Source organism: Rhodococcus sp. C3V (genome assembly GCF_029269915.1).
Classification (GTDB): domain Bacteria; phylum Actinomycetota; class Actinomycetes; order Mycobacteriales; family Mycobacteriaceae; genus Rhodococcus_F; species Rhodococcus_F qingshengii.
Genome location: NZ_JARJBE010000001.1, coordinates 691,701 through 706,858, shown reverse-complemented (window position 1 = coordinate 706,858; position 15,158 = coordinate 691,701). Strand labels below are relative to the sequence as shown.

Below are 15,158 nucleotides of genomic sequence, written 5' to 3'. Positions count from 1 at the left end.
TCGCAGGTGAACCACTCACTTCGGTCAGAGGATCACACCTCGTCAGGTCGCCAGGTCGCGACGGCCCAGATCACGGCGACGTCGAGGGCGATGATCACGATCGACCACAGCGGGTAATACGGCATCCACAGGAAATTCGCCACGATCGAGAGCGCCGCGATCACGAAGGCCATGCCGCGGGCCCACGTCATGCCGACGAACAATCCCAGCGACACCGCGATGCCGATGATTCCGAGCACGATGTGGATCCAACCCCATGTCGTGACATCGAATTCGAAGGTGTAGTTGACTCCGACGATCAGCAGGTCGTTGTCTGCGAGAGCCGCGATGCCCTGCAGCAACGCGACGATTCCCGCGACGAAGAGCAGGCATGCTGCCGCCACCGTGGTCCCGATGGCAAAGCCTTGTCGGACAGGATGGTTCGCATGAGATTGGTGCGGAGCAGTCATGACATCCCCTTCTTCGGCGAAATAGCGTGAGAACAGTATTCAAAGCTTCACGCCGACGGACATCACCCAGCAAGGATGAACAGCCGTCCAGCACTGCAATCAAAATTCATGGGAACATATGTTCGATTTCGGTGTACGGTGGAGCCTATGACCGCCACGATGCAACCGTCTCTGTTCGACAACGGTGACCTCGGCGTTTCTTTGGCCGATCTCGACGGCACGGTGCAGCGACGTATTCTCACCGCCGGCGCATGGGTCGACCATCGCCCGGCCTGGCTCACCGGATCGGAGGCCGTGTTCGACAATCTGGAAGCCACGGTGCCGTGGCGTTCCGAACGGCGTCAGATGTACGACCGCGTTGTCGACGTCCCTCGTCTGGTGTGTTTCTACGCAGAGAATCAACCACTGCCGGACGCACTTCTCACCGAAGCCAAAGACGCGCTGAGCAGTCACTACTTCGACGAACTCGGTGAACCATTCGCCACGTCGGGTCTCTGTTTCTATCGCGACGGTTCCGACAGCGTTGCCTGGCACGGGGACGACACGGGACGAAGTCGCACCGAGGACACGATGGTGGCCATCCTGTCTCTCGGTGCGGCTCGCCCGCTCCTATTGCGCCCTCGTGGGGGCGGCGAATCCATCCGCTTCAATCTCGGACACGGAGATCTACTCGTCATGGGCGGATCCTGCCAACGCACGTGGGAACACTGTGTCCCGAAGAGTGCGCGGGCCCTCGGGCCGAGAATCAGCGTTCAATTCCGCACTCGCGGAGTTAGATAGCGTCGCGGAGTTCGTCTCGCAGCGCCTTCCGATTGAGCTTGCCGACGGCCGTCTTCGGTATGGATTCTGCGAAAACAACCCGACGCGGCTTCTTGTACGACGCCAGTCGATCGCCGACGTGCGCGACCAATGATGCTTGCAGTACGTCGTTTTCGACGGTCCCGTCCTCGAGTACCACCACAGCCGTGACCGCCTCCACCCACTTGGCGTCGGCGGTACCCACCACGGCGACCTCACGGACAGACGGATGCGTCAGGAGTGCATCCTCGACTTCACGGGGGTAGACGTTGTATCCGCCGCTGATGATCATGTCCGAAGCTCGGTCCTTCAAGAACAAGAATCCTTCGGCGTCGAACTGACCGATGTCACGGGTGTGAACCCAGCCGTCTTCGGTGAAGGTGTCCGCATTCAGTTCCGGCGCATTGAAGTATCCGGCGATCGCCGATGGCGAGCGGATCACGATTTCACCCGGTTCTCCCTGGGGCACTTCGTTTCCCTCACCGTCGAGCAGCCTGATCTCGACGTCGATGGCCGGCTGACCACAGGAACGCAGGCGATCTTCCGTGTGATCTTCGGGCCGTAAGACTGCAATACACAGCGGTGCCTCGGTCTGCCCGTAGTACTGGAGAAAACGGTGTTGCCCCCACGCCTGCATTGCACGTTCGATGGTGGCCAGCGGCATCGGCGACGCACCGTAGATCACGGATTTCAGACTCGAGATGTCTGCGCTCGCAAAATCAGGGCGTTCGAGGAGCATCTGAATCATCGTCGGCACCAGATTGATTGCCGTAGCCCGATGCTCGGTTATCGAGTCCAAGAAGGTCGACGGGTCGAAACCGGGGAGGATGACGGTCTTACCGCCACGTAGCCAGAACGGAAGCACGAAGACACCGCTGGCGTGAATCAGTGATGCTGCGTGCAACATCGTGTCGTCCTGAGTCGCCGGAAGCAGATTGAGCAGAACATTGCGGCAGATTCCGGCGTAGCTGCGCTGAGTGTGCTGCGCGGCCTTCAGCGTTCCCGTGGTCCCGGAAGTGAACAGCGTCAGGATCACGTCGTCGGGATCTACCTCGACGTCCGGAGTGGCCGAAGACATGCCCTGTGCTCGATCCAACAGCGAAAGCTGCCCCTCCGCACCTGTTTCCAGCCCGACGAACATCCGATCCGGGAACCTGGCGGACAGTTCAGCAGCTCGGCCGGCAAGGTCAGTACCGAAAACGACGTGCGAGGTGTCGGTGTCCTCGAGCATTCTCGCGTGCTCGTCGAGCGAGAGACGCGAGTTGAGCGGAACCCTGTTGATGCCGGCTTTGACACACGCAAAATCGACAGGCACGCTGGCAAGAGAGTTGTTGACCAGCAACGCAACCCGTGCGCCACGCCCGATACCGAGCGCGATGAATGTATGCGCCAATCGGCTGCTGAGTTCGTCCACTTCCGTGAACGTCATCGATCGATCGCCGAAGACGACGGCTGTTCGCGGTCCGTGCTGTCGCGCACCACGGGCGATCAGATCTCGGGTTACGGGCATCATGGTTCAGTTTCCTCGTTCGAATTCGGGTTGTTCTCGAATCGGCCGTGCCGGCCGGCGCCCGCGGCGAACGCAGCAGCGCCGCGCACACCTTCGGCGATGACAATGGGATTTCCTGCGACACCCTCGGCGCGCAGTGCTTCGGCAAGTGGTAGATCGAAAGATCGGTAGGCCGATGCGCGATCCGCGAGCATGCAGAGTTGTGGGAAAGCGGACAACTGGTGCGCAAGCTCCTTGGCTACCTGGAGTGACTGCCCCACTGGAACAACACGATTGGCCAGTCCGAAGGCCAACGCCTCCGAAGCGTCGACCGGGCGACCGGTCGAGATCATGTCGAGCGCTCGCCCCTGCCCGACGATTCGCGGCAGTCGCACGGTCCCGCCGTCGATGAGAGGAACTCCCCAGCGCCGGCAGAAGACTCCGAACACGGAATCCTCCTCGCAGATCCTCAGGTCCGCGAGCAATGAAAGCTCGAGCCCTCCGGCCACTGCGTATCCACTGACGGCGGCGATCAACGGTTTGGACAACACCAACCGACTCGGCCCCATCGGGCCGGTGCCGCCGCCTTCCGGATGCAACTCGTGCACGCGGGCGGGGTCGGAGACTGCGGTCAAATCCGCACCGGCACAAAATGTGCCGCCCGCACCCCACAGAATTGCCACCTTCTGAATCTCGTCCGACTCGAATTCCAGGAAGGCATCACGCAACTGCGCCGCCATCGGCCCGTCCACCGCATTCTTGCGATCAGGGCGATTCATCACGATGACAGTGACGCCACCGTCACGCTCCACATAGACATCGCCACCTGGTCGATCGGAGTCGGTCACGATATTTCCTCACTGCTCGCGGATAAGGTTTCCCGGTACCCACCATGCCACTTGTAACAGAATTTGTCAGGAGTTGTTCAAAAGTTGTTACAAACTGATCGAGGAATGTCCGCAACCCGAGTTGTGCTGGACCTCGCAACAGCGAGCCCGGACACCGAGTTCAGCACCGCTGTGCTGACCCGGGCCGGCGAGATCGTCGGCGTCAGCGCATCGAGCATTCGCGTGGCAGCGGGCCGCCTGTGCCGAGAGAACAAACTGCGTCGTACCGCTCGTGGAACGTACGTCCTCAACCCGGACGGCATCCCCACCTACAGCGAGGTCGAGGGGTGGCGAACTCGTACCGATCGCATACGCCCCTGGGACGGCACCTGGATCGCCGTCGAGCACTCGGGGCTCAAACGAAGCGACCGCACTGCCGCCCGCCGGCACGATCAAGCGCTGCGACTGGCGGGTTACGAGGAGTGGAAGCCCACACTCGCAGTCCGTCCGAACAATCTCCTCGGCGGCACGGACAGCGCCCGCCGCACTCTCCGCCGACTCGGCGCCGCCCCCGAATCGGCCGTCATGGAAATCGCTCACCTTGCCCCCGAGGATGATTCGACAATCCGCACACTCTGGAACTCCGAAGCGCTGTTGGCCGACATCGCCGAGGCCCGTGAAGCACTCACACAGGCGCAAACACGCCTGGCGACAATCAGTCGCGAGGAGGCAGCCCGCGAATCACTTGCTCTGGGCAGCGCGGTGATCGCGGTCATCGTGCGCAATCCGCTCCTTCCGGACGAACTCGAACCGACACAGCCACTGCGCGAACTGATCTCGCACATGCTCGAGTACCAGGACGCATCTCGCGAACTGTGGCAGTCACTGCTCGAGTTCTGATCGATTTCTCCCAGAAGGTAATTCAGTATGTTGCGCGGCCGCCGCTGGCGTCGTACACGGCGCCGGTCGAGTAACTCACCGCCGACGACGACAGCCAGGAGATCAGTTCGGCGATTTCGTCCGCCTTCCCCATCCGTGCCATCGGCGTCAAAGACTGCGAACGGGCGAGGATGGCCGGATCGGTGCCGGCATTCATAGGACTTTCCACCGCCGCCGGAGCTATCGCGTTGACCAGCACACCGGTGGTGGCGACCTCTCTGCCGAGCGATTTCGTCAGCGCGACGACTGCCGCTTTGGATGCGGAATATGCACTCTGATTCGGGTTTCCGTCCTTGGCCGCAATACTCGCGAGATTGACGACCCGTCCCCACCCCGACGCAACCATTCCCGGCACGAACGCCCGGCACATCAGGAAGGTCCCTTCGACGTTGATCCGGAACGTACGCTGCCAAGCCACAAGATCTACGTCGACGAGTGGCGCTGATGGTCCGACGATTCCCGCACTGTTGATCAAGATGTCGACTCTGCCGAGTCTGGTTCGAAGCGCATCGACTGCTGTCGGATCACTCACGTCGAGTTGTTCGTCCGCGCCTTCGGCAAGATCTGCCGTTACCACCCGAACTCCCCTCTCCGTCAACAGCTTTGCACTGGCGGCGCCGATTCCGCTCGCACCGCCGGTAACGAGCGCTGTGACACCCTCTGGGTAACCCCGCATCGCATTCACTCCTGAGTTTCTGTGCGCTATGCACTCAATTTATGTTGCAAACAGGCATAATTGCCGTCACACTGTGTAGAAATTCTGAATATATGGCGTTTGTTGTCAACGTCAAATACCTGGAGGCCTTGGCGATGGAAACCCGCTGGTTGCACGCGTTTGTCGCGGTTGCGGAAGAACTTCACTTCGGGCGGGCCGCATCACGGCTCCAGATGGCCCAGTCGCCGCTCAGCCAGATGATCCGAAAGCTCGAAAAGGACATCGGCGTCAAGTTGTTCGAACGAAGCACTCGCAGCGTCGCACTCACATCCGGCGGACATGCCTTTCTCCCCCACGCCTATCGCGTCATCGAGAACATGGAGACGGCACGACACGCTACGCGCGCGTCGTCGGGAGGCGTCTACGGACGAGTCACGATCGGATTCACCGGAGTGCTCAACTATCAAGCACTTCCGCCACTGACACGCGCGTTGCGTCAGCGTTATCCGGAAGTCGAACTGACACTCCTCGGCCGGATCATGACGCGCGACGCGGTCATCCAACTCGAGAGCGGCGCCCTCGACCTCGCCTTCGTCGGACTACCGGTGGAATCCGCATCACTGTCTACCCGGCTCATCCGACGGGAGGCATTCGGCGCTGTGCTTCCGATCGACCATCCCCTCGCAGAGAGAGACGCGATCGACCTCCGCGAATTGGCCGACGACGGATTCGTGACCACCCCGCTCTCGGCCGGCTCGGCCCTCCAGGAAACCGCGATGCGCGCCTGCATGAACGCAGACTTCAGGCCTCGCGTCGTCCAGGAGATCACCGATCCGTACATGATCCTGATGCTCGTTGCCGCCGGCGTCGGTGTAGCGCTGATGACGTCCGGTATGGCTGCTATCACCCCACCTGGCAGTGTGTTCGTCCCACTCACCGGCGAGCCGACTTTCATGAATCACGGAATTGCCTGGTCACCGCGGCACATGACCGATGCGCTCGCCGTCGCATTGGAGACATCCGAGGAAATTCTGCCGACGCCGGATATTGAGACCAAAAACGTCATTATCTGAGACTCATTTAGTGTTGGACGCGCCATAGTCTTTCGTGGCACTGTCGTCTCAGCCGCCGAAAGGTGAGGGACGTCACCGATGCGTGGTGCATCTCCAAACGTGCCGCCACGGCCGGCCCATCGGGACGAAAGGACTTCACATGGCACCTCCGATCACCTCCACCGGATCCACGAACTCGACCGAGGAACATCCGAATGCGAACGCGCGCCGCGCCGCCGTTTCGGGCTTCCTCGGCAGCACCCTCGAGTACTACGACTTCTTCATCTACGGCTCCGCGGCCGCGCTGGTGTTCCCCAAGATCTTCTTCCCCGGCGGCGGATCAACGGCAACCCTGCTCTCGATCAGCACCTTAGGTGTCGCCTACGTCGCCCGCCCGCTCGGCGCGGTGCTTTGGGGACACCTCGGCGATCGGTACGGACGCAAGAACGCGCTTCTCGCCTGCCTGCTCCTCATGGGTGTTGCGACGGTCATCGTCGGTTGCCTGCCGACCTACGACCAGATCGGCATCGCCGCGCCGATCATTCTCGTCTTGCTTCGCCTACTTCAAGGGCTCTCTGCCGGCGGTGAATCACCCGGCTCTTCCGCACTGACGCTCGAACACGCGCCGGATCACCGTCGTTCGTTCTTCACCTCGTTCACCATGAGTGGGATCATGTTCGGCATCGTCGTCTCCAGCCTGGTATTCATCCCAGTGGCGAGCCTGCCCGACGAAGACCTCTACTCGTGGGGTTGGCGAGTTCCCTTCTGGCTCAGCATCATCGTGACCGTCGTTGCCCTGTGGCTACGTCGTGCCCTGGATGAACCCGAGGTCTTCGAAGAACTCAAGGAACAGGACGAGACGGCCGGGATTCCCGTCGTCGAGATGTTCCGCTCGCACTGGCGCACCGTGATCCGTATCAGCATGAGCTCGACCTTCGCGATGATCAACACCATCGTCAACGTCTTCGCTCTGGCGTACGCCGTCGAATCCGGCTTCGAACGCTCCACGATGCTGTGGGCAATCGCGACCGCCAATTTTGTTGCCGTACTGACTCAGCCGCTGTTCGGCATCCTCTCGGATCGCTACGGACGCAAGCCCATCTTCGTCGTCGGCGCGATCGGAGCCGGCCTGATGATCTTCGTATTCTTCCATTCGATCGGAACCCAAAGCGTCCCCATGGTCTTCGCTTCGGGAATCGTCATGATCGGAATCTTCTACGCGATGCCCAACGGCACGTACCCGGCGTACTTCCCGGAGCAGTTCCCCGCGAAGGTCCGATACACCGGAATGGCCGTCAGCCTCATGCTCGGACTCCTTGTTGCCGGCTTCACACCGGCTATCGCTCAGGCGATTTCAGCCGGAGACAAGAGCAACTGGACACCGGTTGCCTGGATGTGCCTGGGCTTCGCCGTCTTCTCCGCCATCGCGGCGATGACCGGACCGGAAACGTACCGCACGCCCACAGCTGAACTGGGCCAACCGAAGCCGAGCCTGCCAACCAAGCAGGACTCGGAGCTCACCAGCAACAACGCTTGACCGGACCGGCCCCTCGCGCTGAATTGCCGCGAGGGGCCGTCCCCACTTATGCAGGAGAATGTCATGACTACCGAATTCACACGTCACCGAATCGGCCTTGTCGGAGCCGGGATCTCGACTTCCCTCTCGCCGGCGCTGCATTCGCACGAAGCATCAGCACTCGGACTCGACGATTACAGCTACGAACTGGTAGACCTCGAGAACCTGACGGTCTCGGTCGAAAAGACCGGCGAGGTGGTGCGGAGCGCCGTCGCAGCCGGCTTCACCGGACTGAACATCACCCACCCGTGCAAGCAGGTTGTCGTGGACGCACTCGACGAACTGTCCGACAATGCCCGACTGCTCGGTGCCGTCAACACGATTGTCGTCCACAACGGCCTTCTGATCGGCCACAACACCGATCACAGTGGATTCCTCACAGCACTGCAGCGCGGTTTGCCCGACGCCGCCTTGGACCGAGTGGTGCTTGCCGGGGCAGGAGGGGCGGGTTCCGCTGTGGCATACGCACTCGCCGCCGCCGGCACCACGGATCTTCGCATCGCAGATATTGATCCCGCTCGCACTGCCGATGTGTGTTCTCGCGTCGCCTCGGCCTTCCCTGGCACGCGCACAACGGCTTTGGCGATCGATGAGATCGCCGTCAACCTGACTACGTGCGACGGCGTCGTCAACGCATCTCCGATCGGCATGGTGGGTCACCCCGGAACTCCCTTCGACCCTGCGGCGTTGCATTCCGGATTGTGGGTCGCTGACATCGTTTATCGACCGATGCGCACCGAATTGCTCGACGCTGCAGCTGCTCTCGGATGCGCAGTTCTCGACGGTGGGCAGATGCTGGTGGCTCAAGCCTCTGACACCTTCACACTCCTGACTGGTGTCGAAGCCGATACGGATCGCATGCGCAGCCATCTGAGCGAGCTGCTCTCCGAGACGGCATGCGCATGAGCACAACCGAACACCTACTTTCTCGCGAAGTACCAGGAGCACTGATGAATGTGACTGCGCCTTTCGCCGAACCTCTCGACATGGGCAGCGTCCGCCTCCGGAACCGGTTCGTGTCGGCCCCGATGGAACGCAACTACTGCGAAGTCGACGGCACCATGACGGACGAGTACATCGCGTACCTCGCTCGCCGCGCCGAAGGTGGTGCTGCACTGATCTTCACCGAAGCGAGCTACGTGCGTGCCGACGGCAAGGGTCGCATCCGGCAGATGGGCGTCGACGTCGACGAACGGATTCCGGGCATCAAGAAGATGGTCGACGCTATTCACGCGCATGGAGCGCTCGTCGGAGTCGAACTCAACCATGGTGGTCGCACGGCGCAAGGTTCTGTCAGCGGGTTTGTTCCCGTTGCCCCGACACCGATTCCGTGTTTGGTTGTCGGCGGCGAGATGCCAGAACAACTCGACGGCGACGACATCGAGCACATCATCGAGTGTTTCGGTGAAGCCGCAGCGCGCTGCCAGCAGGCCGGCGTCGACGTCATCTCCCTGCACGGTGGCCACGGGTATCTGATCCACCAGTTCCTCTCCCCTGCTTACAATCACCGCGACGACGAGTGGGCCGACCCCACCTTGTTCGTCAACAAGGTCATCGCCTCCGTCCACGAGCACGCACCGGGAATCACTCTGGGACTCCGATTCTCAGCCTTCGAAGGCATCGACGGCGGACTCGACGCCGAGATGACTCGCGCTCGCATCGGCGCCATCGACACCGACCGACTCGATTTCCTCGACGTCTCGGCCGGCAACTACGAAGCGGGACAGTGGATCATCCAGCCCGGTGAATGGTCGCGCGGTCTCCTCGCGCCGTACTCCGAGCAGTACCAGCGCGACTTCGACATCCCGGTGGGAGTGGCCGGACGCATCACGTCGCCGGAGATCGCTGCGCGGATCATCGAATCCGGGCAGGCGAACTTCGTCAGCATGGCTCGTACGCTGCACGCAGATCCGGACTTCCCGAATCGCGCCATCGACGGTGGCCGGTACCGCCCTTGCATTGCCTGCAACTACTGCATCGACAGCCTGGCCGCCGGCCCCATTCCCTGCTCCGTCAACCCGTGGGTCGGCCGCGAATTGGATCAGCCTACAAAGCCGGCTGATGCCACCGTGCGGGTCGCCGTCATCGGTGCCGGGCCGTCGGGAATGGCCGCTGCCCGCGACCTCGCACTTGCCGGTCACCGCGTCGACCTGTACGACGAGCGACCCAGCCTCGGTGGCGACTTCGCTCTGGCATCGAAGCTTCACGAGTATCCCGAATATGGACGGATCGTGGACTGGTACGCCGCGGAACTGGCTGAACTCGGGGTCCACTGCCACACCTCGACCCGGGTAGATGCTGCTTTGCTCTCCGGTGTCGATTTCGACGCCATAGTTCTTGCCGCCGGCGGCGTCGGCCCCGTGGTCGATCTCCCCGGAGCAGCAACCCGTACCGTTCGCGACGTCCGCGAATTCCTCGTCTCCGGCGATCCAGCTCCTGCCGCTGTCACCATCTTCGGCGCCGACCGTGAGGCTGCGGCCGTCGCCGACGATCTCCTTCAGAAGGGCACCCAGGTCGTGATGATCGGCCCGCAGGAAACCATCGCGCACGACGTCGGACGCCGCGGAAAGATCGTGCTGCTGCCGCGCCTGGCCGCAAGTGAGAACCTCACGACCTACCTCAGCTCGATCGTCACCACAGTCGCCGCTGACCGCGTCACGATTTCGACGGCCGGTGTGCTGAGCGAGGTCGATGCTCCCGGCGAACTGCTGATCTCGCAAGGCGTCGAGCCGCGTTCGGAACTTCTTGCCGAACTCCGTTCACTGGCACCACGACTCGGAGTACATACCGTCGGCGACGCGAGCGGTGACGGCGGGTCCATCCATGCCGCACTCGTGACCGCAGCCGACGTTGCCGTCGCGATCACCGCCGCCGCTGCGGCACGTCAGGAGGTTCACGCATGACCACACAGGCAGCCACACCCGTGGCAACTGCATTGCCGCCCATTGGACTCGGAACCTGGCCCCTGGTCGGTGCCGACGCCACGAACTCGGTTCTCTCCGGCATCGAGGCCGGGTACCGCCTCATCGACACCGCCGCGATCTACGGCAACGAGGGCGCAGTCGGTGTGGCGCTGGCGGAATCAGGTGTGCCGCGAGAAGAACTGTTCGTCACCACCAAACTTCGTGGCAACGACCAGGTTTCCGGCGACATTCGGGGCGCCCTCGAGCAGAGTCTGGAACTACTGGGACTCGACCAGCTGGATCTGTTCCTGATCCACTGGCCACTCCCGCGAATCGATCGCTATGTCGCGTCGTTCGAGTCGATGCTGGCCTGCCGCGACGCCGGACTGGTTCGGTACGTGGGTGTGTCGAACTTCCTGGAGCTTCGCCTGCGCCGCGTCGTCGCCGAAACCGGCGAGGCACCGGCAGTCAACCAGATTCAGATGGACCCGTCGCTCGCTCGGATCCCGGTTCGCCGCGCAAACGACGAACTTGGCATCTTCACTCAGTCGTGGAGTCCGCTCGGCCGGGGTGACGTGCTCGACAACGCCGTTGTGAGCGAGATCGCCGGTCGAATCGGTTGCACACCAGCTCAAGTGGTCCTCGCTTGGCACGTCGCGCAGGGTGTGGTTCCGGTCGCGCGATCAGCGAACCCGACGCGTCAGGCCGAGAACCTGGCAGCACTCGACGTCACCCTCACCAGCGAGGACATCGAAGCACTGAACAGTCTCGACCGCGGCGAGTCTGCCGCGCGGGACGTCGAAGCAGAGGAACATTTCTGATGACGTTGAAAGTCGGAATCGTCGGCTGCGGCAAGATCGCCGGCAACCATGCCCGCGCGCTGCAACAAGTCCCCGGTGTCGAGGTGATCGGCTGCTGCGATCCCGATCTCGGACGCGCCCAGGAGTTCGCGGCAGCGCACGGCATTCCCGCAGCCGTGAGTTCAGTGGAGCAACTTCTCGCCCTCGGACTCGACGCCTGCACCGTTTGCACGCCGCACCCGGTACATGAAGAGGTAGTCGTGGCCGCTGCCGAAGCGGGTGTACATGTTTTGTGCGAGAAGCCCATCGCAGTCGATGTTGCTGCCGCCGACCGCATGATCGAGGCCGCCGACCGCGCCGGTATCACGTTCGGGGTGCTCTTCCAACGCCGATTCTGGCCGGCAGCACGTCGGATCCGCGACGCCATCGACGACGGGCGGATCGGACTACCCATGCTCGGTGAGGCGTCGGTGATCCTGCATCGCCCGTCGAGTTACTACGCGGCCGACGCCTGGCGTGGACGCTGGGACACCGACGGCGGTGGCGTGCTCATGACACAGGCCGTGCACCAGATCGACATGCTGGCCTGGTTCATGGGCGAGGCCGTCTCGGTCAGCGGCTTCATCCGCACCCACACCCACGGTGCGCACATCGAGACCGAAGACAGCGCGTCAGCTGTGATCTCCTTTGCCTCGGGCGGCACCGCCACCGTCACCGCGACTACCGGTGCCAATCACAATCTGGGTAACCGCGTGACGGTGATCGGGCGCACCGGCGCCATTGCCAGCGTCCTCGAATTTCCTGAAGGGCACGAGGGTGTCAACGAAATCTGGACGGTGCCAGGCGAAGTGGAGTTCCGGTCGCCGTACTCCGCGGACATCGATGCGAATCTCGATGTGGGCGCGGTCAATGCGGCACTGACCGACTTCCACACCCTGCAGGTTCAGGACTTCGCCGACGCGGTCCTGACCGGGCGTGAACCCGCCGTCACCGGCCGGGACGCCCGCGCATCACTTGCCATCATCGCCGCAATCTACGAATCGTCACGAACGGGCAAGGTTGTCGAGCTGACATCGACACCGACCCTCGCAACAACTGCCAAGGAGCAGAAATGAGTAGCAGTACCCCCCTCACCTACGACGTGGTTGTCGTGGGCTCCGGCGCAGGCGGGCTTTCCACAGCAATTGCCGCAGCACATGGCGGCGCGTCGGTACTCGTTGTCGAGAAGGCCGACACCTGCGGCGGCGCAACGGCCTGGTCGGGCGGGTGGATGTGGACCCCACGCAACATGTTTGCCATCGCCGACGGGGTTGTCGAGGATCGCTCGGCACCGCGGACGTATCTGGAAAACCGACTCGGCGACAACTTCGACGCCGCCAAGGTTGATGCTCTTCTCGACGGTGCACCGGAGATGGTCGAGTTCTTCGAACGCAAGACAGCGCTGAAGTTTGTTCCCGGAGCCAAGATCGCCGATATTCACGGTGACACACCGGGAGCCGGCACGGGTCATCGTTCCGTCGGACCGAAACCGGTGAGCTTGCGAAAGCTCGGACCCGACGTCGCGGCGCTGCTACGTCGACAGTTGTACGAGACGTCATTCCTCGGCATGGGCATCATGGCCGGGCCCGACCTGCAGGCATTCCTGCACTCGACTCGATCGCCGAAAGCATTTGTGCACTGTGGTGTTCGGGTGACAAAGCACATGTTCGATCTCGCCACCAAGCGTCGTGGCCAGCAACTCGTCAACGGCACCGCGCTTGTCGGCATGATGCTGCGCTCGGCACTCGATCTGGGCGTCGAGTTTCGGGTGAAGACGTCCGCGACCGCGTTGCAGACCGATGACGACGGCCGCGTTGTCGGCGTCCGCCTCGAAAGTCCGGACGGCGCGTACTCGGTAACTGCCCGACGTGGTGTCGTACTCGCCACCGGCGGCTTCGCCCAGGACATCGACCGACGACGCGAACTGTTCCCGCGCACCCCCACCGGCAACGAGCACTGGTCGCTCACCCCGAAGACAACCACCGGCGACGGCATCACCCTCGGCGAATCCGTGGGCGGCCGACTCGACCGCACCCTCGCCTCCCCCGTCGCGTACTGCCCCGTCTCCATCGTTCGCTACCGCAACGGCAAGGAAGGTGTGTTCCCGCACATCCTCGATCGCGGAAAGCCCGGTGTCATCGGAGTTCTCGCGAACGGCAAGCGGTTTGTCAACGAAGCACTCGGCTATCACGACTACACACTCGCGATGGTCGAGCAGGTTCCCGAGGGCGAAGAGGTGTGCTCGTGGTTGATTGCCGATCAACAGTATGTGCGATACCTCCCGCTGGGCATGGCGAAGCCCTTGCCGATCCCGATCCAGCCGTACCTGCGCTCGGGGTACCTCACGCGTGGGCGCACTCTTCGGGACTTGGCCGAGAAGATCGGCGTCGACCCCGTGCAGTTGGAGAAAACCGTCGCAGCTTTCAATATCGGGGCCGTGGCCGGTGAAGACCCCGAGTTCGGTCGCGGTACAACACCGTTCAACCGAGGTTCCGGAGATGCTTCCAATCCGTGGCCGAACCCGTCGCTCGCGCCCTTGCAGAAGGGTCCGTACTACGCGGTGAAAGTCGTGCCAGGGAGTTTCGGCACCTTCGCCGGACTGGTCACGGACTCGTCGTCGCATGTGCTCGACGACAACGACCGCCCCATCGAGGGGTTGCTCGCCGTCGGCGTCGATCAGGCGAGCGTGATGGGCGGGCACTACCCGTCCGGGGGCATCAACCTCGGACCGGCCATGACATTCGGTTACCTGGCCGGCCGGGAACTGGCCGGAGCCGAGACAGTTGGAGCGCACGCATGACACTCTCACTTGGACTGGCAGCCCTCACAGTGCTCGACACCGCACCGATGCAGCACGTCGCCTTGGCTGAAAAGCACGGCTTCGACACCATCGGTATCCGTCTGATGCCAGCGGCACCAGGTACGACGGCCTACCCTCTGCACGAGGACAAGCAGTCGTTGGACGAGCTGGTGCGTCGACTGGGCGATTCACCGGTCGAGGTATTCGACCTCGAAATCATCCGTCTTGCAGCCGACTTCGACCCCACCGACTACGTTCCGTTGCTCGAAGCGGGCGCACAGCTCGGAGCCAAAGCCGTTCTGGTGGGCGGCGACGACCGCGACCGCGCTCGGCTCACGGACTCCTATGCACGCCTCGCGGAACTGTGCGCGAACTACGGCATCGTCGCTTCCCTCGAGTTCATGCCGTGGACTGCGGTGCCCGATGCACGTGCGGCCATCGAGATCGTCTCGGCGGCAGACGGTCCGGCTCGTAGTGTCCTGGTCGACGCATTGCACACCGACCGCTCGGCGACAACGCTCGAGGATCTTGCGTCCATCCCTCGCGAGTGGTTGCACTACGCCCAGATGTGCGACGGTTCGACCCCCGCTCCCACTGGGGACGCAGAGCTGATCCGTCAGGCCCGCGAGGAGCGTCTGGTGCCCGGCACCGGCGGCATAGCCCTGGCCGACATCTGGTCGACTTTGCCTGCCGGACTGCCGGTCAGCATCGAACTGCCCAACGAGCCACTGCGCCGCGCCGTCGGCACCGACGCCTGGCTGGAGCGCCTGGTCGAGGCCACGCGAGAAGTGTTGGCCTAGCGGCCCTGTGCGCCTTTTTGGTAGTTGGCGC

At 62.8% G+C, this 15,158-nt stretch carries 14 protein-coding genes; 10 read left to right on the top strand and 4 right to left on the bottom strand.

The genetic code is table 11. The features are described 5' to 3' along the window. Positions 1-32: 32 nt before the first annotated feature. Entirely contained in the window at positions 33-449 is a 417-nt protein-coding gene (locus P3G66_RS03505) for a hypothetical protein (protein WP_003940106.1), read from the bottom strand. A gap of 147 nt (positions 450-596) precedes the next feature. Here P3G66_RS03505 and P3G66_RS03500 point away from each other — a divergent pair, with 147 nt between their 5' ends. Then, positions 597-1,229 carry an alpha-ketoglutarate-dependent dioxygenase AlkB gene (locus P3G66_RS03500; RefSeq protein ID WP_029256052.1) on the top strand — a complete coding sequence of 211 codons (633 nt, stop codon included), beginning with the start codon at positions 597-599 and terminating at the stop codon, positions 1,227-1,229. Here P3G66_RS03500 and P3G66_RS03495 read toward each other — a convergent pair. Beyond that, positions 1,222-2,760, bottom strand: a complete 1,539-nt coding sequence (locus P3G66_RS03495; protein ID WP_276116192.1) for an AMP-binding protein — start codon at positions 2,758-2,760, stop codon at positions 1,222-1,224. The two genes, P3G66_RS03500 and P3G66_RS03495, sit on opposite strands and share 8 nt — an antisense overlap. After that, a complete protein-coding gene (locus tag P3G66_RS03490; protein ID WP_276116191.1) occupies positions 2,757-3,584 on the bottom strand; it encodes a crotonase/enoyl-CoA hydratase family protein in 828 nt (275 codons plus the stop codon). Before P3G66_RS03490 ends, P3G66_RS03495 begins: the two co-directional genes overlap by 4 nt. A gap of 105 nt (positions 3,585-3,689) precedes the next feature. Here P3G66_RS03490 and P3G66_RS03485 point away from each other — a divergent pair, with 105 nt between their 5' ends. Continuing rightward, positions 3,690-4,463: a hypothetical protein gene (locus P3G66_RS03485; protein ID WP_276116190.1), complete on the top strand. Its 774-nt coding sequence runs from the start codon at positions 3,690-3,692 to the stop codon at positions 4,461-4,463. Between the two features lie 22 nt (positions 4,464-4,485). On the opposite strand, the gene P3G66_RS03480 is transcribed toward P3G66_RS03485, so the two are convergent. Continuing rightward, positions 4,486-5,178: an SDR family NAD(P)-dependent oxidoreductase gene (locus P3G66_RS03480; RefSeq protein ID WP_276116189.1), complete on the bottom strand. Its 693-nt coding sequence runs from the start codon at positions 5,176-5,178 to the stop codon at positions 4,486-4,488. A 134-nt stretch (positions 5,179-5,312) separates the two neighbouring features. Between P3G66_RS03480 and P3G66_RS03475 the strand changes: the two genes are divergently transcribed. From P3G66_RS03475 to P3G66_RS03440, 8 genes are all read left to right on the top strand, one after another. After that, positions 5,313-6,230, top strand: a complete 918-nt coding sequence (locus P3G66_RS03475) for a LysR family transcriptional regulator (protein ID WP_054831264.1) — start codon at positions 5,313-5,315, stop codon at positions 6,228-6,230. Positions 6,231-6,369: 139 nt separating this feature from the next. Next, positions 6,370-7,746, top strand: coding sequence for an MFS transporter (locus tag P3G66_RS03470; protein WP_276116188.1), 1,377 nt, complete (start codon positions 6,370-6,372; stop codon positions 7,744-7,746). Positions 7,747-7,809: 63 nt separating this feature from the next. After that, the gene (locus tag P3G66_RS03465) at positions 7,810-8,691 is read left to right on the top strand and encodes a shikimate dehydrogenase (protein WP_276116186.1); all 882 of its coding nucleotides are present in this window, start codon (positions 7,810-7,812) and stop codon (positions 8,689-8,691) included. Positions 8,692-8,735: 44 nt separating this feature from the next. Continuing rightward, complete coding sequence (locus P3G66_RS03460; protein ID WP_193595009.1) at positions 8,736-10,688, top strand: FAD-dependent oxidoreductase; 1,953 nt, start codon at positions 8,736-8,738, stop codon at positions 10,686-10,688. Then, a complete protein-coding gene (locus P3G66_RS03455; RefSeq protein WP_276116185.1) occupies positions 10,685-11,509 on the top strand; it encodes an aldo/keto reductase in 825 nt (274 codons plus the stop codon). The genes P3G66_RS03460 and P3G66_RS03455 overlap by 4 nt, the downstream gene beginning before the upstream one ends. Next, positions 11,509-12,603: a Gfo/Idh/MocA family oxidoreductase gene (locus tag P3G66_RS03450; protein ID WP_065351306.1), complete on the top strand. Its 1,095-nt coding sequence runs from the start codon at positions 11,509-11,511 to the stop codon at positions 12,601-12,603. The genes P3G66_RS03455 and P3G66_RS03450 overlap by 1 nt, the downstream gene beginning before the upstream one ends. Continuing rightward, positions 12,600-14,327, top strand: coding sequence for an FAD-dependent oxidoreductase (locus tag P3G66_RS03445; protein ID WP_030535321.1), 1,728 nt, complete (start codon positions 12,600-12,602; stop codon positions 14,325-14,327). The genes P3G66_RS03450 and P3G66_RS03445 overlap by 4 nt, the downstream gene beginning before the upstream one ends. After that, positions 14,324-15,127 (top strand): TIM barrel protein, encoded by an 804-nt coding sequence (locus tag P3G66_RS03440; RefSeq protein ID WP_054825533.1) that lies wholly within the window; start codon positions 14,324-14,326, stop codon positions 15,125-15,127. The genes P3G66_RS03445 and P3G66_RS03440 overlap by 4 nt, the downstream gene beginning before the upstream one ends. Positions 15,128-15,158 lie beyond the last annotated feature (31 nt).

Bases quoted from the DNA above. Each gene is read 5' to 3' on its own strand.
- P3G66_RS03505 (WP_003940106.1), bottom strand. From the start codon at position 449: ATGACTGCTCCGCACCAATCTCATGCGAACCATCCTGTCCGACAAGGC.
- P3G66_RS03500 (WP_029256052.1), top strand. From the start codon at position 597: ATGACCGCCACGATGCAACCGTCTCTGTTCGACAACGGTGACCTCGGC.
- P3G66_RS03495 (WP_276116192.1), bottom strand. From the start codon at position 2,760: ATGATGCCCGTAACCCGAGATCTGATCGCCCGTGGTGCGCGACAGCAC.
- P3G66_RS03485 (WP_276116190.1), top strand. From the start codon at position 3,690: ATGTCCGCAACCCGAGTTGTGCTGGACCTCGCAACAGCGAGCCCGGAC.
- P3G66_RS03480 (WP_276116189.1), bottom strand. From the start codon at position 5,178: ATGCGGGGTTACCCAGAGGGTGTCACAGCGCTCGTTACCGGCGGTGCG.
- P3G66_RS03475 (WP_054831264.1), top strand. From the start codon at position 5,313: ATGGAAACCCGCTGGTTGCACGCGTTTGTCGCGGTTGCGGAAGAACTT.
- P3G66_RS03470 (WP_276116188.1), top strand. From the start codon at position 6,370: ATGGCACCTCCGATCACCTCCACCGGATCCACGAACTCGACCGAGGAA.
- P3G66_RS03465 (WP_276116186.1), top strand. From the start codon at position 7,810: ATGACTACCGAATTCACACGTCACCGAATCGGCCTTGTCGGAGCCGGG.
- P3G66_RS03460 (WP_193595009.1), top strand. From the start codon at position 8,736: ATGAATGTGACTGCGCCTTTCGCCGAACCTCTCGACATGGGCAGCGTC.
- P3G66_RS03455 (WP_276116185.1), top strand. From the start codon at position 10,685: ATGACCACACAGGCAGCCACACCCGTGGCAACTGCATTGCCGCCCATT.
- P3G66_RS03450 (WP_065351306.1), top strand. From the start codon at position 11,509: ATGACGTTGAAAGTCGGAATCGTCGGCTGCGGCAAGATCGCCGGCAAC.
- P3G66_RS03445 (WP_030535321.1), top strand. From the start codon at position 12,600: ATGAGTAGCAGTACCCCCCTCACCTACGACGTGGTTGTCGTGGGCTCC.
- P3G66_RS03440 (WP_054825533.1), top strand. From the start codon at position 14,324: ATGACACTCTCACTTGGACTGGCAGCCCTCACAGTGCTCGACACCGCA.